Annotated in this window: 21 protein-coding genes and 1 tRNA gene; 12 read left to right on the forward strand and 10 right to left on the reverse strand. The window is 65.0% G+C overall.

Annotated elements, in window-relative coordinates; all coding sequences use genetic code 11:
- Positions 1-69: 69 nt before the first annotated feature.
- Positions 70-1,374 (forward strand): nicotinate phosphoribosyltransferase, encoded by a 1,305-nt coding sequence (pncB, locus tag JQK15_RS06515; protein WP_214864331.1) that lies wholly within the window; start codon positions 70-72, stop codon positions 1,372-1,374.
- On the opposite strand, the gene JQK15_RS06520 is transcribed toward pncB, so the two are convergent.
- The 5 genes from JQK15_RS06520 to JQK15_RS06540 form a co-directional block, all read right to left on the reverse strand.
- On the reverse strand, positions 1,371-2,381 hold the full coding sequence (locus tag JQK15_RS06520; RefSeq protein WP_214864333.1) for an alcohol dehydrogenase catalytic domain-containing protein: 1,011 nt from the start codon (positions 2,379-2,381) through the stop codon (positions 1,371-1,373). The genes pncB and JQK15_RS06520 overlap by 4 nt on opposite strands.
- Positions 2,378-3,571, reverse strand: coding sequence for a sulfotransferase family protein (locus JQK15_RS06525; protein WP_214864334.1), 1,194 nt, complete (start codon positions 3,569-3,571; stop codon positions 2,378-2,380). Before JQK15_RS06525 ends, JQK15_RS06520 begins: the two co-directional genes overlap by 4 nt.
- A 17-nt stretch (positions 3,572-3,588) precedes the next feature.
- Positions 3,589-4,761, reverse strand: a complete 1,173-nt coding sequence (locus tag JQK15_RS06530; protein WP_214864336.1) for a hypothetical protein — start codon at positions 4,759-4,761, stop codon at positions 3,589-3,591.
- 110 nt (positions 4,762-4,871) lie between these two features.
- Positions 4,872-5,831: a transporter gene (locus JQK15_RS06535; RefSeq protein ID WP_037519838.1), complete on the reverse strand. Its 960-nt coding sequence runs from the start codon at positions 5,829-5,831 to the stop codon at positions 4,872-4,874.
- 67 nt (positions 5,832-5,898) lie between these two features.
- Positions 5,899-7,458 carry an inorganic phosphate transporter gene (locus JQK15_RS06540; protein WP_502956796.1) on the reverse strand — a complete coding sequence of 520 codons (1,560 nt, stop codon included), beginning with the start codon at positions 7,456-7,458 and terminating at the stop codon, positions 5,899-5,901.
- A gap of 199 nt (positions 7,459-7,657) precedes the next feature.
- Between JQK15_RS06540 and JQK15_RS06545 the strand changes: the two genes are divergently transcribed.
- The 8 genes from JQK15_RS06545 to JQK15_RS06580 all read left to right on the forward strand — a co-directional run bounded on the left by JQK15_RS06545 (position 7,658) and on the right by JQK15_RS06580 (position 13,819).
- Positions 7,658-9,292, forward strand: coding sequence for a Na+/H+ antiporter (locus tag JQK15_RS06545; RefSeq protein WP_214864341.1), 1,635 nt, complete (start codon positions 7,658-7,660; stop codon positions 9,290-9,292).
- On the forward strand, positions 9,289-9,918 hold the full coding sequence (locus JQK15_RS06550; RefSeq protein WP_214864343.1) for a TetR/AcrR family transcriptional regulator: 630 nt from the start codon (positions 9,289-9,291) through the stop codon (positions 9,916-9,918). The genes JQK15_RS06545 and JQK15_RS06550 overlap by 4 nt, the downstream gene beginning before the upstream one ends.
- Positions 9,919-10,016: 98 nt before the next feature.
- Positions 10,017-10,799 carry a sterol desaturase family protein gene (locus JQK15_RS06555; RefSeq protein WP_214864345.1) on the forward strand — a complete coding sequence of 261 codons (783 nt, stop codon included), beginning with the start codon at positions 10,017-10,019 and terminating at the stop codon, positions 10,797-10,799.
- Between the two features lie 3 nt (positions 10,800-10,802).
- Complete coding sequence (locus tag JQK15_RS06560) at positions 10,803-11,267, forward strand: VOC family protein (protein WP_214864347.1); 465 nt, start codon at positions 10,803-10,805, stop codon at positions 11,265-11,267.
- 79 nt (positions 11,268-11,346) lie between these two features.
- Positions 11,347-12,210 (forward strand): SDR family NAD(P)-dependent oxidoreductase, encoded by an 864-nt coding sequence (locus tag JQK15_RS06565; RefSeq protein WP_010338974.1) that lies wholly within the window; start codon positions 11,347-11,349, stop codon positions 12,208-12,210.
- A 93-nt stretch (positions 12,211-12,303) separates the two neighbouring features.
- Positions 12,304-12,819, forward strand: a complete 516-nt coding sequence (locus JQK15_RS06570) for a nitroreductase/quinone reductase family protein (RefSeq protein WP_214864349.1) — start codon at positions 12,304-12,306, stop codon at positions 12,817-12,819.
- A gap of 16 nt (positions 12,820-12,835) precedes the next feature.
- Entirely contained in the window at positions 12,836-13,249 is a 414-nt protein-coding gene (locus tag JQK15_RS06575) for an EthD domain-containing protein (protein WP_214864351.1), read from the forward strand.
- Positions 13,250-13,264: 15 nt separating this feature from the next.
- The gene (locus JQK15_RS06580) at positions 13,265-13,819 is read left to right on the forward strand and encodes a nuclear transport factor 2 family protein (protein WP_214864353.1); all 555 of its coding nucleotides are present in this window, start codon (positions 13,265-13,267) and stop codon (positions 13,817-13,819) included.
- A gap of 174 nt (positions 13,820-13,993) precedes the next feature.
- On the opposite strand, the gene JQK15_RS06585 is transcribed toward JQK15_RS06580, so the two are convergent.
- Positions 13,994-14,869 (reverse strand): LysR family transcriptional regulator, encoded by an 876-nt coding sequence (locus JQK15_RS06585; RefSeq protein ID WP_214864355.1) that lies wholly within the window; start codon positions 14,867-14,869, stop codon positions 13,994-13,996.
- 115 nt (positions 14,870-14,984) lie between these two features.
- On the opposite strand from JQK15_RS06585, the gene ilvD reads away from it, so the two are divergent.
- On the forward strand, positions 14,985-16,838 hold the full coding sequence (ilvD, locus tag JQK15_RS06590; protein ID WP_010338969.1) for a dihydroxy-acid dehydratase: 1,854 nt from the start codon (positions 14,985-14,987) through the stop codon (positions 16,836-16,838).
- A gap of 43 nt (positions 16,839-16,881) precedes the next feature.
- On the opposite strand, the gene JQK15_RS06595 is transcribed toward ilvD, so the two are convergent.
- A complete protein-coding gene (locus JQK15_RS06595) occupies positions 16,882-19,029 on the reverse strand; it encodes a S9 family peptidase (RefSeq protein ID WP_251007635.1) in 2,148 nt (715 codons plus the stop codon).
- Between the two features lie 184 nt (positions 19,030-19,213).
- Between JQK15_RS06595 and JQK15_RS06600 the strand changes: the two genes are divergently transcribed.
- Both JQK15_RS06600 and JQK15_RS06605 read left to right on the forward strand, forming a co-directional pair.
- Positions 19,214-19,564 (forward strand): cupin domain-containing protein, encoded by a 351-nt coding sequence (locus JQK15_RS06600; protein WP_199909659.1) that lies wholly within the window; start codon positions 19,214-19,216, stop codon positions 19,562-19,564.
- Positions 19,565-19,709: 145 nt separating this feature from the next.
- A tRNA-Asn gene (locus tag JQK15_RS06605) sits at positions 19,710-19,784 on the forward strand.
- 157 nt (positions 19,785-19,941) lie between these two features.
- On the opposite strand, the gene JQK15_RS06610 is transcribed toward JQK15_RS06605, so the two are convergent.
- Genes JQK15_RS06610 through JQK15_RS06620 form a run of 3 tightly spaced genes read right to left on the reverse strand, consistent with a single transcriptional unit; the run spans position 19,942 to position 22,704 of the window.
- A complete protein-coding gene (locus JQK15_RS06610; protein WP_214864360.1) occupies positions 19,942-21,339 on the reverse strand; it encodes an SPOR domain-containing protein in 1,398 nt (465 codons plus the stop codon).
- A 33-nt stretch (positions 21,340-21,372) separates the two neighbouring features.
- Positions 21,373-21,969: a hypothetical protein gene (locus tag JQK15_RS06615; protein ID WP_214864362.1), complete on the reverse strand. Its 597-nt coding sequence runs from the start codon at positions 21,967-21,969 to the stop codon at positions 21,373-21,375.
- A 15-nt stretch (positions 21,970-21,984) separates the two neighbouring features.
- Positions 21,985-22,704 (reverse strand): AAA family ATPase, encoded by a 720-nt coding sequence (locus tag JQK15_RS06620; RefSeq protein WP_004212248.1) that lies wholly within the window; start codon positions 22,702-22,704, stop codon positions 21,985-21,987.
- Positions 22,705-22,759: the final 55 nt, after the last annotated feature.

A 22,759-nucleotide genomic window follows, 5' to 3' on the forward strand; every position in this document is an offset into this window, starting at 1 on the left:
TGCCATCATGATCTCCATGGGGAACGGTGCAGCACGCCCCTGTCAATTTTGCTGTCCATCAGGTTCTTCATGGTCTTCACCGATATCGCCACGCGCACCTATAATCATAATTGGCGGCTCGACCCGATCGTGCGCAGCCTGCTCGACACCGACTTCTACAAGCTGCTGATGCTGCAGATGATCCGGCAGCAGCATCCTGATGTCCAGACCACCTTCAAGCTGATCAACCGCACCCACAATGTGCGCCTGGCCGACATCATCGATGAAGGCGAACTGCGCGCCCAGCTTGACCACGCCCGGTCCCTACGGTTCGGCAAGAAGGAACTGATCTGGCTGGCGGGCAACAGCTTCTATGGCCGGACCCAGATGTTCAGCCCGGATTTCATCGCCTGGCTCGCCGACTTCCGACTGCCGGAATATGAGCTGCGCCAGGTCGACGGCCAATATGAGCTGCGCTTCCACGGGCTCTGGATCGAGACGATGATGTGGGAGATCCCGGCCCTCGCCATCATCAACGAATTGCGATCGCGCGCGGCGATGAAGGGGCGTGCCCGCTTTGCGCTCGACGTGCTCTATGCCCGTGCCAAGGCGAAATTGTGGGAGAAGGTCGAGCGCCTGAGCACCCTGCCCGATCTCGTCATCTCCGACTTCGGCACGCGCCGTCGCCACGGCTTCCTGTGGCAGCGCTGGTGCGTCGAGGCGCTCAAGGAAGGTCTGGGCAACCGTTTCATCGGCTCGTCCAACGTGCTGCTGGCGATGGATGCCGACCTGGAGGCGATCGGCACCAATGCACATGAATTGCCGATGGTCCAGGCGGCACTGGCGCCGGACGATACAGCACTGGCCCGCGCACCCTATAGCGTGCTGGAACAGTGGCAGGCCCATTATGGCGGCAATCTGCGCATCGCCCTGCCCGACGCGTTCGGCACCGCCGCCTTCCTGAAGGACGCGCCGGACTGGGTGGCCGACTGGACCGGTTTCCGCCCCGACAGCGCGCCACCGATCGAGGCGGGTGAGCAGATCATAAGCTGGTGGCAGGAAAAGGGGCGTGACCCGTGCAGCAAGCTGCTGATCTTTTCCGATGGCATGGATGTCGACAGTATCGAAGCGACCTATCGCCATTTCCATGGCCGCGTGCGCATGAGCTTTGGCTGGGGCACCAATCTCACCAATGATTTTCGCGGCTGCGCCCCGTTCGAAACCGACGGGCTCGATCCGATCTCACTGGTGTGCAAGGTGGTGGACGCCAATGGCCGCCCGGCGGTGAAGCTGTCGGACAATCCCGCCAAGGCGACCGGCGATCCGGCCGAGATCGACCGCTATCTACGCGTGTTCGGCGGCGACGGGCGAAAGGCGGTCGCCGTCCAGGTCTAGCCACAACGGGCATGCACCTTGGTCTCTTCATTGGTCCCGCGCAGAGTCGCCATCATCGCCGGCAATTGATCCAGCGCGATCGCGTTGCTGATGATCGCCTTGGGGTCGACATGCCCCTTGTCCATCTGGTCGGCGATGTGCATGAATTCCGCCATGCGGTAGCCGACGGCAAATTGCAGGTTGGCGCATTTATAGGATGCCAGCGCCGGAATGACCGCATCCGGCGCCGTGCAGAAGCCCAGCGACACGATCCGCCCGAATGGCGCGACATGGTTCACCGCCCGCCCCAGCATTCCGTCCACCCCGACAGCCTCGAACACGATCCGGGGCGCGCCGCCCAGCGCTTCGATCACCTGCCCCTTTTCCTCGTCACCAAAAGAGAAGAAGGCATTGGCACCCATGGCGATCGCCAGATCACGCCGCCGGTCGGATCGCGACAGGACCACGATCCGCCCCGCCCCCAATCGCCGCGCCCAATAGATGGCATAGAGAGCGACCGTGCCCCCGCCGAGCACCAGCACCGGGTCGCCGGGACGGATATCGGCAAAGCGCGCGCCATACAGGCTGACGGCCAGCGGCTCGATCAGCGCGCCATCGGCCAGGGACAGGGTTTCGGGCAGGCGTACCGCCGCACCGGCCGGCACCACCGCAAATTCGGCAAAGCCCCGCATCGCGCCGCCCGGCTTTGCCCCGCACAATACCGGATTGCCATGTTCCTGGCAGGGAGTGCACTGGCCGCAGCCGATCGAGGGCATGACCGCGACCCGGTCGCCAGCCCGAAAGCGATCGACACCCGCGCCGACGTCCACCACTTCGCCGGCATATTCATGGCCGATCTGCACGCCGCGGCCATAATCCCATATGCCGCCCCTCGTCATCGAAAGGTCGGTGCCACAGATGCCGCAGCGGTGGACGCGGATCAGCAATTCCCCCATGGCCGGTCGCGGATCGGGCAGGTCGGCGATGACGATCGGCTGGCCATCGCCCGGATAGATGGCCGCCTTCATCGCCCTGCCTCCGCCAGGTCGAAGCGCGCCACATAATCGCCGAACGCCGACCGCACCTCTTGCGCACCCATGCCATAGTCGGCGATCGAATAGCGATGAACGCCATGCTGCATCTCGGGCTTGTCCGCGATCCGCTGTGCCATGGCCATGCGCGTCGCATCGGGCATCTCCATGCCGATAAAGGCATAGATGCGCTCCAGCACGGCCATGGGCTGCGCATGGAAATCGCCATGGACGATATCGAGCAATTGGCCCGGATGGCGTTCCGCCACCTTTTCCGCCTTGCGCACGGCATGGGACCATTTGGCCGTTTCGCGTGCCAGCATCAGCGCGCCGCGCTCGGCCGCCCGCCCGTCCTCCATCGCGCCATGCCCCGCCATCAGCAGCGATACGAGCGAAGGCAATGCCTTGGCCGGATCGCGATGGGTCTGGATCACCCTTGCATCGGGAAAGACGGCAAAGAGCAGGTCTAGATTTTCGATATGGCCGGGATTTTTGAGCAGCCAGCGCTTGTCCGGGTCGTTGGCGCCGATCAACTGCAAACAGCGGCGATAATGGTCATAGCCCGCCGCCTCGCTCTGCCCGCACCACCAAGCGTCATAGCTTGCCGCCGACCAGCCGCAGCTCCACAGGTTGGAAACAAAGGACTGGCGCAGCAGCATGCAGCATTCATGCACTTCCTCGGCCGCGACATGATGCGCGGCCCGCTTGGCTGGCGCATCAACATAGCGCCGCTCCAGCAAGGCGACCGAACGGCGGAAATCGGCATCGTCCTGCCAGCTTTCGACCGGTGGACGCGGACGCGGCGTATCGAGCAGCCAGCTTTGCAGACCCTGGAAGCGCGGATCGACCGCCATCAACCGATGCAGCGCCGTGGTCCCGGTGCGCGGCACGCCGGTGATGACGACAGGGCTCAGGATCGGCCGGGCATCGAAGCCCGGATACGCCTTCATCGCCGCGATCGCACTTGCCCGGCCGCGCAGAACGCCCACCACATGGCCCCAGGCGGTGCGCCGTCCCGCCGCAGTAAAGCGCGGATCATAATCCATCGACCGGAGCAGCACGCGAAGCCCCGGCAGATAATCGTCAGGGCCAAAATCATCATGGCCGGTTTCCGCCGTCACCAGATCGTGCAACTGGCCGAGCGCGGCGGCGAAGCGTAGCGGCGGTTCATATCCGTTCGACATCATTCGCAATCCCCTCCCCTTCACCAGCGCCGTCGACGCTGGCAGGCCCGCACCCGCAGCCGCAACTCCTCGGCGCGCTGCTGCGGCGTGACGATCGGCGTGTCGGCGGGCAAATGGATGCGCAACGCGTTCAGCTTCACCCGCGTGATGCTCGGCACCGGCGCGCTGTCGCAATCATACCAGCGGCCATAGATGCCGCCTTCGCGATAGCCGGCAGGATCGAGCCAGTTGGGCACGCCGGGGTCTTCCAGCGCGATGACGGCCCGATATTTGCCGTCACGGCTCAGCTTCGCATAATGGCCGTTGCTGCTGGACAGGCGATAGACATATTCCAGCGCGTTGAAATAGGGGTCGTTGAGCTGGATATTCCAGTAGGGCGCACGGGCCGGGATGTCGGTCTCGATGATCAGCGCTTCATCGGCGTCGAACTGGAAGCAGGCCGGCCAATAGACCTGCTTGGCAAGCGCACCGGGCATCCGCACCGGCTCGAACCGGTTGAAGCCAACCCGCTCCTTCACGCCATTCTGCATCGGATAATAAAGCCGCGTCTTGCGACCGGGGAATTTGGCCATTTCCCGGATGCGCGCGACAATCTCCTCCGGCGAAAGGCGCGGCTTGGGCGGCACTGGATCCAGACATTCGATCGTCAGTTGCGGATCAACCTCGTTCAGCCAGTCATAGCTGCGATAGCGCACCATCAGCCCGCCCGCCTGGGGATCGATTGGCGCCCATTTGCCAGCATAGCCCGCCGGGCGCCGGGCGCTCAGGATCAGTTCGAAATGCTCCCCCGGCTCCAGCCCCAGATCGCTGTCGTCCACCTCATGATGGCCATTGGGTCGGGGCATTTCATCGACCGTCCCGGACAAGGCCCTTTGGGTGGTGAAGCTCAATATCTTGCAACTGCCCCGATTGCCGGCGATGCGGTAGGTCAGATCCCCGCGGATCGGCGACTGGAGGTAGATATCGTCCGGATTGGGCTGGAGCGTATAGACCGGGTTCCACAAGGGGGCCCAATCGGGATGCTCCGGCGTGGCATGGAAATAGGCGAAATAGGCATAGGACAGGCTGGTCATCGTCTGGCGATAGACGTCGGCGCGATAGGCCGGATCGTCGGGGTGCCAGGTGTCACCAAGATTGGCGACCGCGCTCTCCAGATCAGTCAGATAGGCCAGGATGTCGGGTTCAATGATCATGATGGCATGCCTCTCCTCTGCCACTGGCGGGCAGCATATAGATAGTATTCACTATCATTTGATTTTAGGAGAGGCCCCGGCCCAAGATCGTCGGCGCGATGGATCGCGGTTCAGCGCCGCATGAACCCCATCCAGCGCAGCAGGCAATAGCTGACGCCAGCAGCCCCTGCCGCGACCAGTGTCGCGGTCAGCGTGCCGTGCGACGCACCGGCAAAGGGCATGCCCCCGGTGTTCATCCCGAACAGTCCGGTGACCAGGGTCGCCGGCAGCATCAGCGCGGTGATGATCGACAGGATGTAGAGATTCTGGTTGGTCCGTTGCGCCGCCTGTATGTCCAGTTCGTCGCGCAGCAATCGCAATTGCGCCTGTCCTTCCAATATGTCGGCGTCCAGCGCCTGCAGCCGCTGGGTCAGCTTCTCGACGGTGGGCAGCAGCGCGTCCGGCAGTTCCTCGTCCCGTTCCAGCCGCTGGAACACGCCGCGCGCGCCCGACAGCAACCGATGCAGTTGCGCCAGCCGGCGGCGAATACCGACCAGGTCGCGCGGCTGGGGCGGATGATGCCCCTCCAGAAAGGCGTCCTCGGCGCGCTGGATATCAGCCGACAGGGTGCGGCTGATATCGGCGATATTCTCGGCAATGGCGCCGACCAGCAGGTCCAGCGCCTGCGCACCGCCGATCACGCCCTTCGTCCGCTCCAGCCGATGGCGCGCGATGTCGGCGCAGCGCAGCGGATGCAGCCGGGTGGTCAGCATCAATGTCGGCGTCAACGCCATGCGCAGCGCACCGACCCGCGCGGTATCGGCCACATCGAAGTCGCGTTCGAAATCATGCAGAACGCAGCCGACCGTGTCGCCATCGACCAGCGCCCGCTGATGCGTATCGGGTGACAGGATCAGTTCACGCACCGCCTCGGGCAGCATCGCCGCCCCCTCGATCCATTGCCGCGTGCCATGATCGGCCAGGTTCAGGTGCAGCCAGCGAAAGCCGCCCGTCGCCCCGCCATCGCAATGATCCACCGGCCTGATCGCGTCAGGCGCGAAGTCCAGCCCCCAGATCAGCCCCGGCCCCATGCCCGGAACCGGCAATATGATGGGGATCAGCGGGTCGTTCCGGTCGCCGATATGCCGCTCCTGTCGATCAGAATATCTGTGCGAAGACCAGATATAGCAGCCCTGCGAGCAGGATCGAACAAGGCAAGGTCAGCACCCAGGCCATCAGCAGGTTGCGCACCGTCGCCATCTGCAGGCCCGACCCATTGGCCGCCATCGTGCCGGCCACGCCCGACGACAGGACATGGGTGGTCGATACCGGCAGACCCATATGGTCCGCGCCGAAGATCGTCGCCATCGCCACCAGTTCGGCCGAGGCACCCTGCGCATAGGTGAGGTGCGTCTTGCCGATCTTCTCGCCCACCGTGACCACGATCCGCCGCCAGCCGACCATGGTGCCCAGCCCCAGCGCAAAGGCGACGGCAATCTTCACCCAGGTCGGGATGAAGCGGGTGCCGGCATCGAGCGAGCCCTTGTAGGTCGTCAGCGCCGTCATCTTCGCTTCGGAAAGCCCCGCCGTCTTCTCCTTGCCCAGACGCTTGATCGCTTCGGACGCCAGATACATGTCATTGCGGATGTTGGAGACGGCAGCGGCCGGCACCTGCGCCAGCGATCCATAATTCATCACCTGCCGATCGACATCGGCGATCAGCAGCGACAGCGCCGGCATGGTCGTGTCGGCAAAGCGCTTGTCGGCGATATAACGCGTGACCTGCGCGCGCGCCTCGACCGGCTGCATCATGGCGGGCGCGCGCTGGCCTAGCGCCGCCGTGGCGGCAATCGAATTGGCGTGGAATTCGGTGGTATAGCGCGCCGGCACCGCGCGGTTGAGCGCATAGGCGGTCGGCACCGTGCCGATCAGGATCAGCATGATGAGGCCCATGCCCTTCTGCCCGTCATTGGAGCCATGGGCGAAGCTGACGCCGGTGCATGTAAAAATCAGCAGCGCACGGATCCACAATGGCGGCGGCATGCCATTTTGCGGCTCGCGATAGAGCGCCTTATTGCGGACAAGGACTTTCATCGCCACGAACAGCAGCGCCGCCAGGCCAAAGCCGATCAGCGGCGAAAATAGCAGCGCCTGGCCGATCTCGGTCGCCTTGCTCCAGTCCACGCCCGACGTGCCGCTCTTGCCGTGCAACAGCGCATTGGCGACGCCGACGCCGATGATCGATCCGATCAGCGTGTGCGAGCTGGACGACGGGATGCCCAGCCACCAGGTGGCGAGGTTCCACATGATCGCCGCGATCAGCAGCGCGAACACCATGGCGAAACCGGCACTGGAGCCGACCTGCAGGATCAGTTCGACCGGCAGCAGCGACACGATGCCAAACGCGACTGCGCCGGTCGACAGCAGCACGCCAAGGAAATTGAAGAAGCCCGACCAGACCACCGCGATATTGGCCGGCATCGCATTGGTGTAGATCACCGTCGCGACCGCATTGGCGGTGTCGTGGAAGCCATTCACGAATTCGAAGCCAAGCGCGATCAACAGCGCCAGGAACAGCAGCAGGAAGGGCAGATAGGCGGTCGGCGCCACGCCCACCGCCGTCGCATCGTTATAGACGCTGTAGACGACATAGATCAGCGCGGCGATGATGGCAGCGCCAAAGCCGATCGAGCCAGCCATGCCCAGCCCCTTGTCCATCTCGGGCCGGCGTGCCCCGCCAATCGCCACGCTTGCATTCATCGAATCGTCCCCGAACGGCAAATAATGTTAACCCTCTAGGTTCGCTGCATGACAGCCGCGTTGCGGTGCTGAAATCGAAGGAAAATTCGCGCCCGGCGCTTGCCCATCGGCAATCCGTCCGCCTAGGGTCGCCCGGCATATAAGTTGGAGCGAAGATTTGGACGTCATTTCGGTCGTATTATTCCTGTTGCTGGCTGTCGTCGTCAGTGGCGCCCTGTCGCGCATGATGCCGATTTCCATCCCGACACCTCTGGTCCAGATCACCCTTGGCGCGATCATCGGCCTGTCGACATCGCACAGGGTCGCGCTCGATCCCGAAATATTCCTGCTTTTGTTCCTGCCGCCTCTGCTGTTCCTCGACGGCTGGCGCATTCCCAAGGATGAACTGCTCAAGGACGCCTCGACCGTGGTCGAACTGGCGCTGGGGCTGGTGCTGACCACCGTCATCGGCATGGGCTTTTTCATCAACTGGATGATCCCGGCGATGCCGCTCGCCGTCGCCTTCGCCCTCGCCGCCGTGGTCTCGCCGACCGATCCGATCGCCGTGTCCGCCATCGCCGCGCGCGTGCCCATTCCCAAGCGCATGATGCACATCCTCGAAGGGGAATCGCTGCTCAACGACGCATCCGGCCTGGTCTGCCTGCGCTTCGCCATTGCTGCGGCGCTGACCGGCAGCTTCTCCGCCGGCGATGCTGCACTCAACTTCCTCTGGCTCGCCTTTGCCGGCATCGCGATCGGCGTCGGGGTCACGCTGGTCGTGTCACGCGCCAAGGCCTGGGTCACGCGTCGCTGGGGCGAGGAAACCGGATCGCAGATCCTGGTCAGCCTGCTGATCCCCTTCGGCTCCTATATCCTGGCCGAACATGTCCATGCCTCCGGCATCCTGGCCGCCGTCGCCGCGGGCGTGACCATGACCTTCGCCGAAATCTCGCGTGAGGCGATGGCCGAAACCCGGATGCGCCGCAATTCGGTGTGGGACACGATCCAGTTCACCCTGAACGGCATCATCTTCGTGCTGCTGGGCGAACAATTGCCCGGCATCCTTGCCGAAGCGAAGCGCACGGTGGCGCTGACCGGCCATAGCGAACCCGGCTGGCTGGCACTCTACACGGTCGCGATCGTCGCTGGCCTAGCTGCGCTGCGCTTCCTCTGGGTGTGGCTGTCGCTGCGCTTCACCATCCTGCGCAACCAGTATCGTGGCGTCGATGGCCCGCGCCGGCCCAACTGGCGGCTGGTGGCGGCGACATCGTTCGCCGGTGTGCGTGGTGCCATCACCCTTGCCGGTGTGCTCACCCTGCCGCTCGCGCTCAACGACGGCACGCCCTTCCCCGCGCGCGATCTTGCCATCTTCCTGGCCGCCGGGGTCATCATCCTGTCGCTGATCCTGGCCAGTGTCGCACTGCCGCTGCTGCTCAAGAATCTCGACATGCCGGCCGAAGCCAACAAGGCCGCGGAAGAGGACGCCGCCCGCATCGTCACCGCCGAGGCAGCGATCCAGGCGATCGAGCGGCATCAGCATGACCTGGCCGAAACCCATGGCCATGCCGAACGCTATGCCGAGGCTGGGGCCCGCGTGATGGACCTGTATCGCGAGCGGATAGAGGCCCTGGGCGCAGCCGAAGCCGACAGCCTGCGCGCGCAGGGCGCCCTGTTCCGCGATTTCCGCATGGTCGGCGTCGCGGCGGAACGCGCCGCTCTCCTCACCCTGCTGCGCAGCCGCAAGATCGGCAGCGAGGTCGGGCGCAAGCTCACCCGTGAGCTTGACCTGTCCGAAGCGCGCCTGCGCACATGAGTGGGGACAAGGCTGACAAGCCGACCCGACGGCCGCGCCGATCCTCGGCGGAGGTCTCCAGCCGGCTGATCCAGGCAGCGCAGGATGAATTTCGTCGCCATGGCTATGCCGGCGCGACCACCGCCGCCATCGCCCGCGCCGCCGATACGACCGAGGCGCAACTGTTTCGCAGCTTCGCGTCCAAGGCCGCCCTGTTCCAGGAAGCGGTGTTCCGCCCGCTCAGCCTGCATCTCGAACGCTTCAATGCCGATCATCCGGTGCCGCAGGACGATGCCAGCCGCGCCGACACCGCGCGTCTCTACATCGCCGAACTGCAACGTTTCGTCACCGAGCATGAGGCGCTGCTGCGGGCGATGATGCTGGCCGGAGGCCCGGCGGGGGACAGCGGCAATCCGATCGAGAGCCTGGCCGCCTATTTCGAGCAGGGCGCCGCCGTCCAGTCGGCCCGGATCGAGGGTACGCCGCGCGTCGATCCGCGCCTTATGGTCCGCGCCGCCTTCGCCGCGGTACTCGCCAACCGGCTGTTTCGCGACTGGCTCTACCCGGCGGGCCTGGCGGACGATGCCAGCATCGACGCAGCGATCGCCGATTTCGTGCTGGACGGGATCAACGCCAATCGCGGCTGAGCGTCCGCCCGCATTTCCAGCCTATGTGTCAGCGCCGACAAATTCCCCAGCCCATCCCGTGATAGCAGGCCCTTCTGTCTGCAACGGGAAGGACCGGCGTGCTGGAATATCTGGGAAAGGGCGAGCATCTTCTCTCGCTATGGCTTGGCCTGTTTGTCGCGACCGGGATCGGCGCAGGCATCGTCAGCGGCTATTTCAAGGCGCGCAAGATCCAGCCGCGCGGGTTCAAGTGGAAGATTTTCAGGAACGAGGCCGGCTTTGCCGTCATCAACCTCGCCATCACCGGCCTGCTGCTCGGCACGATCAAGACCAAGTTGGTCGACATCGGCGCGATCAGCTTCAACCCGGCGCCCGCCGCCTGGTGGACGATCGCGCTTGAATATGCGCTCTATTTCTTCCTGTTCGACACCTATTTCTACTGGCTGCACCGCTGGATGCACAAGGAACCGGTCTATAGCTGGGTCCACAAGCTGCATCACAAGTCGACATCCCCCAACCTGCTCACCACCCTGTCGGTCAGCCCGCTGGAATCGCTGATCAATGGCGGCTTCGTGCCGCTGTTCCTGACCGTCTTCACCGTCCATGACGCGACCGTCGCGCTGATCGTGCCGACCAACATCATCATGGGCCTCTATGTCCATTCCGGCTATGAGATGCTGCCGCGCTGGTGGAACCGCAGCTGGGCGACCAAATGGTTCATCTCCGCCACCTTCCACGATCAGCATCATCGCTATTTCACCGGCAATTTCGGTGGCTACACGACGATCTGGGACCGGCTGTGCGGCACCATGCGCCCGAAGTTCGAGGCGGATTTCGACAAGATCAAGCAGCGCCGGAAGGCGGACGACGCCCCGGTTAGCACCGCCAGCGAAACTGCCTGATCCATGCGCGACATCGCCCTTCTGCTCGCCCTGCTGCCCGTTGGCGCGGCCCCGCTTCATGCCCAGACGCTGCCGCCGGTCGGCGCGACCCTGATGGCGCCCGGCCTGCCCGTGGCCGATCTCGACAAGGCGCTGCGCTTCTATCAGGTCGCGCTCGGCCTTGTCCCTGCCACCATGCTGCAACATGGGCCTGTGACGGAAGTCATGCTCTGCGCCGACGGCAAGGGCGGCCGGCTGACCCTGATCCTGCTGCACGACAAGGCGCAGAAGGCGCCGCCGGCCGACAGCGGCATCGCCAAGATCGTGCTGCGCGTGCCCGACCTGTCGGGCGTTGCATCCCGCATGCAGGCGGCAGGCTATCCGGTCGGCGCGATCCGTGCCTCGGGCAAAGGGCCGGCCATATTGATGATCCATGACCTCGACGGCCATGAACTGGAACTGGTCGGCAATCCGCCGAACCCGGCCTAACGCCAAAGCGATATCTCCGCCCCCTGCATGGTCAGGTGCGGGTGGCCTGGGTTAGCCCGATGCCTCAAGGAGAGAATGGATGAGCCAGACACCCAAGGTCGCGGTCGTCACCGGCGCCAGCCGAGGCGCAGGCCAGGGCATTGCCACCGCGCTCGGCCAGCATGGCTGCATCGTCTATGTCACCGGCCGGTCGGAAAAGGCCGGCGACGCCCCCCTGCCCGGCACCATCTACGAAACCGCCGCCGCCGTGACGGCCGCCGGTGGTCAGGGCATTGCCGTGCGCGTCGACCATGGCGATGACGAGCAGACCCGCGCGCTGTTCGACCGGGTGCGCGCCGAACAGGGGCATATTGACATATTGGTCAATAATGTCGCCGCCATCCATGACGAACTCACCCTGCCCGGCCGCTTCTGGGAAAAGCCGCTGAAGCTGGCCGACATCATCACCGTCGGCATCCGCAGCTCCTATGTCGCCAGCTATCATGCCGCACCGATGATGGTCGATCGCGGCCAGGGGCTGATCGTCTTCACATCCGGGTCGGGCGCCTCCCATTATGTCTATGGTCCCGGCTATGGCGCGCACAAGGTCAGCCAGGACAAGATGGCGGCCGACATGGCCGTCGACCTGCGCGATACCGGCGTCACCGCCCTGTCGATCTGGATGGGCGCGCTGCGCACCGGACGCCTGCTGCAACTGATCGCGTCGGACCCGGCCAAATATGCCTATCTGGAAAAGATGGTCGAAACGCCCGAGTTCACCGGCCATGTCATCTGGGCGCTGTCGCAGGATCCGGCATTGGCGGACCATGCCGGCCAGACGCTGATCGGCGCGGAACTCGCCGAACATTATGGGCTGCGCGACGTGGGCGATCGCCAGCCGCCCTCCTATCGGCAAAGCTATGGCGTCGCGCCGCTGCCGCAATATGACCGGATTATCCGCTGACCCGATCGGCCAAGCATCGCCATGGCGACGCCCTTTTCAGGTCCGCCGGGCGCCCGGCTGGTTTACACCGAAGTTGACAGAGAGGAGGCCGTCATGAGCGACGACAGTTCCGCCGCTATCCGCGACACGCGCAAGGACTGGATCAGCGAGCATCGCGACATGTATCTGCGATCGGGTGGGGCGCAGGGCCATATCATGGACATCAGCGCCGTCGGCGGCCATGGCTTCACCACCCACTGCATGATCCGCTATACCGGCCGCAAGAGCGGCAAGACCTTCATCACCACCCTCATCTATGGCGATATCGGTGGCGAAGTGGTGATCGTCGCGTCCAAGGGCGGCGCCGACCATCATCCCGCCTGGTATCTCAACATCCGCGACAGCGAGACGGTCGACTTCCAGGTCGCGACCCAGGCCTTCCGCGCGACCTGGCGCGAGCCGGAGGGCGAGGAACGCGACCGGGTCTGGGCCTTCATGTGCCAGGTTTTCCCGGCCTATGCCGGCTATCAGCAGTCGACCGACCGCCTGATCCCGCTGGTGATGATGAAGGCGATCGAGCCGATCGACGGCTTCAAGGCGTCGGACGCTACCGGCGAACGGCAATATTGAGCGCGGGAGGAGAGCCATGATCAAGCAGATCGTCTTCCTCAGGAAGCGCGACGACCTCTCCATGGACCAGTTCATGGACTATTATGAGAACCAGCATTCGCGCCTGTCGCAGAAGATGGGCGCCAATCCCGCCCTGCCCAACGCCCAGCGCTATGTCCGCCGCTATGTCACGCCCCAGCCCAACCCGCTGACCGGCGAGGTCATTGATCCCGGCTATGACTGCATCATGGAAATATGGTGGAACAGCCTGGCCGATTATCAGGCCGCGATGAAGGGCCTGTCAGACCCTGCGATGCTCGACATCCGCAAGGCCGACGAACTGCAACTCTTCGCCAGCAACAGCAACCCCGTCTGCCTGGTCGAGGAACATGACAGCCCGATGGGGCCGAATGGCGAGATGATGCAGGTGCAACTGGTGCCGCAGGACTGAAAGGAAGAGCTGGAGATGGACCTAGAACAGGAAGTCGCCGCGCTGCGCGCCACCGTGCGCGACCTGCAGGACCGGCAGGCGATCCGCGATTGCATCCTGCGCGAATGCCGCGGACGCGACCGGCAGGATGTCGACATCATCAACAGTTGTTGGTGGGAGGATGGCGTGGACGAACATGGCCCCATCATCACCCGCGCGCCCGACTATGCGGCGCGGGCCAATATGGGCCATGGCAAATTCTTCCTGTCGACCAGCCACAACATCACCAACCATCTGTGCGAGATCGACGGCGACACCGCCTATTGCGAAAGCTACACGGTCGGCGGCCTGTTCTGGCAGGATGGCAAGACCACGACGATCGCCTTTGGCCGCTATATCGACCAGTTGGAACGGCGCGGCGGCGAATGGCGGCTGCTCACCCGTCGCTGCACGATCGAGATGACCGCCGACACCGATGCGAGCTGGGTCTATTCCGCCAATGTGAAGGGCTTCCTCAAGCCCCACTGGAGCAGGGAAGACGCCTCCTACCAGCGCCCCGTCATCGCCTCGCCCCAAGGCGAACGCTGGTAGCCCGGCGTGGCGAATATCAGCGCAAAACCGCCCCGCAGAAAAATTCTGCTTGCTTCACATAAGGTTCATGGACCGGACCTATAGATGTGGCTGTCACTTCTTTCCCCCCTTGGAGTGACACCTCCCTGAACCTCGGCCCCGTCGCATCCCTTGTGCGACGGGGTCTCTTTCTGTTCAGGCCATGGCACGGGCGACGCCCAGCAGCCCCGCCAGCGTCGCGCCATCATCGTGCCGCCGCCAGGCAAGGCCGGTCTCCAGGATCGGCGCATCCTGCAGGTCGAGATAGCGCACCCCGGTTCGCGCGAGGTTGCGCAGCGATGCGGGCACCAGCGCAATACCCATGCCCGCCGACACCAGGCTGATGATCGTCTGCATCTGGATCGCCTCCTGCCGGATCAGCAGCGGCTGCCCCCGCCCGGCCAGATAGCCGCTCACCAGATCATGAAAGGCCGGCGCCACCCGGCGTGGGAACAGGATCAGCGGTCGGTCGAGAAAAGGAACGCCCTGCGCCTGCTCATCGGCCACCCAGCCCTCCGGCACCGCCACCACCAGCGGCTCACGCAGCAAGGGCATATAGGCGAGCGCGTCGGGTAGCGCGCCATCGGGCGCGATCAATATGCCGGCATCATTCACCCCGTCGATCAGATCGGCAATCTGCACGTCGCTGGTCGCCTCGGTCAGTGCGATCTCCACCTCCGGGAAACGGGCGGCATAATCGCGCACCAGCGCGGGCAACAGGCTATAGTCGGCGGTGCTCACGAAGCTGAGGCCGATCTGCCCCGCGCTGCCGTCGCGCAGGCGGCGGGCGATGTCCGGCAGCGCGCTCACCGCCTCCACCGCCGGGCGGACATGCTCCAGCCATTGGCGGCCAAAGGCGGTCAGCGCGACATTGCGCTTCGACCGGGTGAAGAGCGGCGCGCCCAGCTCCCGCTCCAGCGCGAGGATCGACTGGCTCAGCGGCGGCTGGGTCATGCCCAGGCGCTGCGCCGCCTGGCCGAAATGCAGTGTATCGGCAACAGCCAGAAAATGACGAAGCGGGCGAAGGTCCATGGCAACAAAGTCTCCTTGCGACCTTATACTGCTTCAATAATATATTTCACAACCTTTGCGCAAAGGCGTAGGGGGCAGCCATTGCAGGGAAACAAGATTACAGGAACGGCGCAAAATGCCTCATTATCGTTCACGCACCAGCACCCACGGCCGTAACATGGCGGGCGCGCGCGGCCTCTGGCGCGCCACCGGCATGAAGGACGAGGATTTCGGCAAGCCGATCATCGCCATTGCCAATTCATTCACCCAGTTCGTGCCCGGCCATGTCCATTTGAAGGATCTGGGCCAGTTGGTCGCGCGCGAGATCGAGGCGGCCGGCGGCGTCGCCAAGGAATTCAACACCATCGCGGTCGACGACGGCATCGCCATGGGCCATGACGGCATGCTCTATTCACTGCCCAGCCGCGATCTGATCGCCGACAGCGTCGAATATATGGTCAATGCCCATTGCGCCGACGCGCTGCTGTGCATTTCCAATTGCGACAAGATCACGCCGGGCATGCTGATGGCCGCGATGCGCCTCAACATCCCCGTCATCTTCGTGTCGGGCGGCCCGATGGAAGCCGGCAAGGCCGACATTCGCGGCAAGACCGTGGCGCTCGACCTGGTCGACGCGATGGTCGTCGCCGCCGACGAAAATTACACCGACGAGGAAGTCGCCGCGATCGAGAAGGCGGCCTGCCCCACCTGCGGCAGCTGCTCGGGCATGTTCACCGCCAACTCTATGAACTGCCTGACCGAAGCGCTGGGCCTGTCGCTGCCGGGCAATGGCTCGATCCTGGCGACCCATGCCGATCGCGAGAAGCTGTTCCGCGAGGCCGGCCATACCATCGTCGACCTCGCTCGCCGCTGGTATGAGCAGGACGACGCCTCCGCCCTGCCCCGCAACATCGCCTGCCATGCGGCCTTCGAAAATGCGATGAGCCTCGACATCGCGATGGGCGGTTCGACCAACACGGTGCTGCATCTGCTCGCCGCCGCGCATGAGGGCGGCGTCGATTTCTCGATGGCCGATATCGACCGGCTGTCGCGCCGCGTGCCGTGCCTGTGCAAGGTCGCCCCGGCCAAGCAGGACGTGCATATGGAGGACGTCCACCGCGCCGGCGGCATCATGGCGATCCTGGGCCAGCTCGAACGCGCCGGCCTGCTCGACACCAGCCTGCCGACCGTCCACGCCACCACCATGGGCGAAGCGATCAACCGCTGGGACATCAGCCGTACCAACAGCGAGGCGGTGCAGGAGTTCTTCAAGGCCGCGCCCGGCGGCGTGCGTACCACCCAGGCCTTCAGCCAGAATAACCGCTGGAAGGAACTGGACATGGATCGCCAGACCGGCGTGATCCGCAGTGCCGAACATCCTTTCTCCAAGGATGGCGGCCTGGCCGTGCTGTTCGGCAATCTGGCGCCCGAGGGCTGCATCGTGAAGACCGCCGGTGTCGACGACAGCATCCTGACCTTCCACGGCACGGCCCGTGTCTATGAAAGCCAGGACGCGGCGGTCGCCGGCATCCTGGGCAATGAAGTCAAGGCGAACGACGTCGTCGTCATCCGCTATGAAGGGCCAAAGGGTGGCCCCGGCATGCAGGAAATGCTCTATCCGACCAGCTATCTGAAGTCGAAGGGACTGGGCAAGGCCTGCGCGCTCATCACCGACGGACGCTTCTCCGGCGGCACGTCGGGCCTGTCGATCGGCCATGTCTCGCCCGAGGCGGCCGAGGGCGGCCTGATCGCGCTGGTCGCCACCGGCGACCCGATCCTGATCGACATCCCCAATCGCGGCATCCAACTGCTGGTCGACGATGCCGAACTGGCCAAGCGCCATGAAGAGATGGTCGCCCGCGGCAAGAAGGCGTGGAAACCGTTCGGCCGCAAGCGCAACGTTTCGCCCGCTTTGCGCGCCTATGCGGCGCTCACCACCAACGCCGCGCGCGGCGCGGTGCGCGACGTCAGCCAGGTCGAAAAGGACTGATAGAAAAAGGCCCGGTCGTCCATCGACCGGGCCTTTTCTTTGCTTATTGCGCCTTGGCCGCCTCAGGGGCGGCGATCGGGCCGCCCTTCACTTCCGGCGCGCCTTTCAGATAATGGGCCAGCCAGCCCTGCACCTCGCGGTAGAATTGGCGGCTATCCTCGGGCTTGGTGATCCAGTGCCAGGCATCGGGGAAGATCAGCAGGCGGCTGGGCACCTGCATCCGCTGCAAGGTCGACCAGGTTTCCAGCGTGTTCGCCAGCGGCACGCGGAAATCGCGCTCACCCGCCGTCAGCAGCATCGGCGTCTTCCAGTCCTTGCCATAGGTAATCGGGCTCTGGTCACGCCACACCGGGCTGTCGCCCCAGGGCGGACCGCCGCTCGCCACTTCGCGGCCATAGTTGAAATCGCTGGTGCCCCACTGGGTCAGCAGGTCGACTTCGCCGGCATGACTGACGATGCACTTGTAGCGGGTGGTGGTCGCCTCCATCCAGTTGGCGAGATGGCCGCCATAGCTGGCGCCGCCGATACAGACATTGGCCGTATCGATAAAGGCATAGCGCTTGCCGGCCTCATCCACCGCCTGATTGATCTCGTTCGCCGGGCCACGCAGCGGATCGAGCTTGATCGCCTGCGAGAAGGCCTCGCCATAGCCGGTCGAGCCGGTATAGTCGGTCATCAGCACGACATAGCCGGCGCTGGCGAGCAGGTGATAATTCCAGCGCAGGCCGATCTGGTCCATGTTGGACGATGCCGGGCCGCCATGCATCAGCACCATCAGCGGATATTTCTTCGCCGGGTCGAACGCCGGGGGCGTGACGATCATGTTGTGGATGCGCCGGCCCTTGTCGGTGGTGAACCAGAAATGGTCCGGGCTGGCCCAGTCGATGGTCGCGGCGAGCGCGGTGTTGACGTTGGTCAGGTTCTTGTGCCGCTTGGCCGCCGGGTCGATCCGCACGATTTCCGCCGGGTTCACCGAACTGCCATAGCTGGCGATGATCTGCGTCGACTTGGCATCCGACGGAATGTCGATCCCGGCATAGCCGCCAACCTTGGGCGCGATCACCAGTTCGGGCGTGCCGCCGCTCACGGGTACGCGATAGAGATTTTCCATCCCCGCGTCCGGCACGGTCAGATAGAGGCTGCGGCTGTCAGGCGTCACGGCATAGCTGTCCACCGCGCGATCGAAGCCGCCGGTCAGCAGCGTCGCTGCCCCGCCCGCCGGCCAGGCAACCCGGTGCAGCTTGGCCAGATCATAGACCTCCTGCCCCTGCGTGTTGAACTGGAAGATCAGGCTCTTGCTGTCCGGCGTGAACTTCATGTCGCCATATTCGCCCGGCGTCGGCGTCACCAGCACCGGCTCGCCGCCATCAGCCGGCATGCGATAGAGGCCGAAATTGACGCGGGCATGCGCCGCGTTCCAGCGCTCGATGGTGGCGGTGAAGATGATGTCCTTGCCGTCCGGGCTCCAGACCGGCGCCAGCGTCATGCCGCCGTCGCTCTGGGCATTGCCGCCAAAGCCATCGGCCTGCGCCAGCTTGGTGGCGGACAGGATATCGCGCGCCGGCGCACCTTCCGCCAGCGGCTGGAGCCACAGGCTCGGCCGCTTGTCGTCCAGCCAGTCATTCCAGTAGCGGATCGGGAAATGCTCATAGACGCGCATATTATATTTGCGCGCCTTGCGTTCCTCGGCCGTCTTCTTGTTGGCGGCGGCGTCCATCGTGCCGGGATAGACCGCGCTTTCGAACAGGATCGCCTGGCCATCGGGCCGCCAGATCGGCTTGCCCGCGCCGGTCGGGATGCTGGTCACGCGGCGGGCTTCACCTCCGGCCAGGTCCAGTACATAGATTTGCGCGACATCGTCGCCCTCGCGCTTGGCGGAAAAGGCGATACGGCGGCTGTCGGGCGCCCAGGCCGGATCGCCCTCGCCCGCCTTGGTCGCGGTCAGGCGGCGCGGCGCAGCCGATCCGTCGGCCGGCACGATCCACAGGTCGCTGACCGCGCCATCCTTCTCATAGGATGGTTCGCTGAGCGAATAGACCACCCACTTGCCGTCCGGGCTTGCCACGGGCGCGCCGACGCGCTTCATCATCCACAGCGTTTCGTGGGTCAGCACCTGCTTGGGCTGCGCGATTGCCGGCGCGGCGCACGCGCCCGCCACCATTGCCGCCGACAGCAGCAAACGGGATATCATTGTCACGGTATCAAACCCCTGTTCTGACATTGGGCCGAACGGCCAGGCCGCATGGTCAGCACGATAGGCGCAGGATTTCAAGCGACAAGCGCGGCGACAACGGAGATGACACGCCCGTCCCATAGGCTGCCGCCCCGGTAAAAACCCCCATTTCCAATTTTCCGCCAATCGGCATCATGCGCCGATGACATGCCCACCTCCTGCATTGCCGGTCGATGCGCCGACCAACCTGCTCGATATCCCGTCCGGACATGCGGCCGAAGAACTGTTCGAGGATATTGTGTCGATGCCGGGCGTGCGGATCGAACGGATTATATCCCACGGCCACAGCACACCGCCGGAGCGCCCCTATGTCCAGCATTGGGATGAATGGGTGCTGGTGCTGACCGGGACCGCCGAACTGCTGCTGGAAGGGATCGGCACCTATCGCCTGGAACCGGGGGATCATCGACTGATTCGAGCGGGCATCCCGCACCGCGTCACCCATACGGACGCGCCGACCATCTGGCTCGCCATCCACATCGGCGAAACCTGAAAAACCGGCGGAAAAGGACGAAAATGCGTCCGTTCCGCAAGCGCATGCATATGCACAGATTTTTTTCAGGAATGGCAAAAGCAGCGCTTGCCATTTGGGACAAGCCGCTGCATATGCGCGGCCTGCCCGGCGCAAGCAGGGCTGCTCCCCGATAGCTCAGCGGTAGAGCATTCGACTGTTAATCGAATGGCCGTAGGTTCGAATCCTACTCGGGGAGCCACTATTTCAGCCCTTGGCAAGGCCGGGCTGGCTCCAGACAATCCGAAATTCAGCGCATCGCACGATTGCAGCACTCGCGGCGCGCAAATGCATTGCGGGCCGGAACCTTTCGGCCCGGCCCGCATGAAGTCACGGTCACGCCCGAAGGCGCCGTGCGATCAGCGCGATGCGAACTGACGGCCGCGGGTCGATGCCACGGCCCAGCGCTGCGGCATCGCGTTCGGTGCCCCTTCCCGCACGAAGCACTGGCCGTGCTGCGCCTTGATCGACTGGCACAAAGTCTGCGCATCCGCACGGCTGCCAAAGCCGCTGATCGCGATCCGGTGGAAGGTCCGGCCATTGACGGTCGCCTGGCTGGTAAGCACCGGGAAGGCGGCGATGCGTCCGTTGACGCGCGCCATGCTGGTCCATTTTTCCTTGGCGACGGCCGGCGAATTGAAGGCGCCAAGCTGGACGACCCAGGCGCTCGCGCCCGTGGTCACCGGCTTGATATAGGCAACCTGCTGCATCCGCGCCGCCGGGCTGGCGAGCGGGGCAGCCTTGCCCTTGGCCGGCTTGGCCTTGGCCGCCGGGCCTTCGACAACGAAGTCGCGCTTGGCGGCGACGCGCACCGGCGCCGGCTTGGGCGCAGCCTTGACCGCGGGTGCGGGCGTGGACGCGGGCACGGCGGTTTCGATGATCCGGGTGTTGAGCGCGGGTGCGGCAGGCGCCGGCTCGGCCGCCGCCATCTCGATCGGCGATCCGGTCGGCAGGTCCAGTACCGGTGCCGGCTCGGTCGATGCGGCGGCCAACGCCACCGGTGCGGCATCCGGCGCAGCGGGCGCCAGCGCCAGCACCGCCGGCTGGCCCTGATCGGCGCCGTTGACGGTAACGCCCATCAGCGCGGCGACGCGCTGCGGCGCCAGTGCCGGGTCGGCCATGCCGGCCCATTGGGCGATACGCTGATTGGCGGCAAGCGGTGCCAGATCCAGTCCGGCGACCAGCCGCGCATCCTTCCAGCGACCGGCCAGCGCATAGGCATAGGCCAGGTTCTGGCGGGTGCGGGCATTGGCCGACGGATCCTGGATCGCGGCGGACAGGATGCGGACGCCTTCGGTCGGATCACCGGCCATCGCCAGCGCCAGGCCATAATCGCCCGCCGGCACATTGTCGGTATTGGCCGCCAGCAGATCGCGCGCGGCATCATTCTTGCCCAGCGCCACCTCGACCAGCGCCAGGCTGACGATGGTGCGCGAATCGCGGTTACCCAGCGTCATCGCGTCGGTGAAAGCGGTCTCCGCCGAAACGAAGCGGCCATCCAGCACATAGGCACGGCCCAGCAGCTGGCGATATTGCGCATTGTCGGGCGCCGCCTGCACGGCCGCTTCCGCCGCCTGCACGGCCTTTGCGCCGTCGCGATCGGCCAGTGCCTTTTCCGCCGCCTCGGCCGGCTTGCCGGGATTGGCGTGCTTGACCGCCGCCGAACGCGGATGGAATGCCGCGCCGGTGCAGCCGACCATCGTCGTCGCCACCATCAAGGAGGAAACGGCCGCCTTGCCAAATGCCGTTCGTTTCATGACCTTACCCACCTATAATCAAAGATCGCCGCGTCAGTGCGGCAATTGCTGGGCAAGCCGATCAATCTCGGGCAGCCCTTCGAGGAAAGCATCCAGTGCTTCGGTAACAACCTGTTGCGCCGACCGACCGGTCACCGCCGCCGCCAGACGCAGCTTGAGATGACGCCCCGCGTCCAGCCGCAGCGTGAAGGCCGCCTTGCGTGCGTTGTCGACCGCCATCGGCTTGGCCGGCGTAGCGCGCACCGGCGCCGGCTTTGCCCGCATCGGCTTGGCAGCCATCACCAGTTCGGCCGGTTCCGGCTCGGCTTCCACCGTCTCGGGCAGAACGACCTGCGCCACGCGCTCGGCCAGTTCCTCGCGTTCGGTCACGACCGCCGGCACCGGAACCGGCGCAAGCACCGTGGTCATCGGCGTCAGGCCGGTGGCAACGGGCGCGGTCGGCGCAGCAGGCTCGTCATCGTGCATCGGCACGTCGAAACCCATGTCGTTCCAGCCCAGATCGTCGGACACCATGCCGCCATTGGTCGGGCGGCCAAAGCCCAGCATCGGGCGGCGCATCGCCGGCGTGGCGGCGCCCTTGCGCGCCAGCAGGCCGGACGTCAGGGAAGCGATCGGTTTGGCTTCAGCCATGATAGCCCCCTTTTCTTACTGCACGACGCGGCGGCCGAAGCCACCACCGGCGGGACGCGAAGCGGCGGCGGTGCCGACGCTGTTCTGGGGCACGGAAAAGACCGTGCGGCGGAAATTCTTTTCCAGGCGATCGGAGATATAGCTCCACAGCCCGGTCACTTCGGCGGCCGACTTGCCCTTGGGATCGACCTCCATCACCGTGCGGCCGTCGATCATCGAGGCTGCGAAATCGGTGCGATGGTGCAGCGTCACCGGCGCCACCGTGCCATGCTGCGACAAAGCGACAGCGGCTTCGGAGGTGATGCGCGCCTTGGGCGTCGCGGCATTGACGACGAAGATCAGCGGCTTGCCGGCGCGTTCGCACAGATCGACCGTGGCACCGACCGCGCGCAGGTCATGCGGGCTCGGGCGGGTCGGCACGACGATCAGTTCGGCAACCGAAATCACGCTCTGGATCGCCATGGTAATCGCCGGCGGCGTATCGATCACGGCCAGCTTGAACCCCTGCTGGCGCAGAATTTCGAGATCGGCGGCCAGCCGCGCAACCGTGGTCTGGGCAAAGGCGGGATATTCGGCCTCGCGCTCGTTCCACCAGTCGGCCAGCGAACCCTGGGGATCGATGTCGATCAGCACGACCGGACCGGCCCCGGCCAACTGGGCCTGTACGGCCAGATGACCGGACAGGGTCGTCTTGCCCGATCCGCCTTTTTGCGATGCCAATGCCAATATGCGCACGCGCCTTCCCCCAGGTAAATCCAGTTCCGAAACGATTTGGCATGGCGCCGCCTAA

Source organism: Sphingobium sp. BHU LFT2, assembly GCF_018604485.1.
GTDB lineage: Bacteria > Pseudomonadota > Alphaproteobacteria > Sphingomonadales > Sphingomonadaceae > Sphingobium > Sphingobium yanoikuyae_A.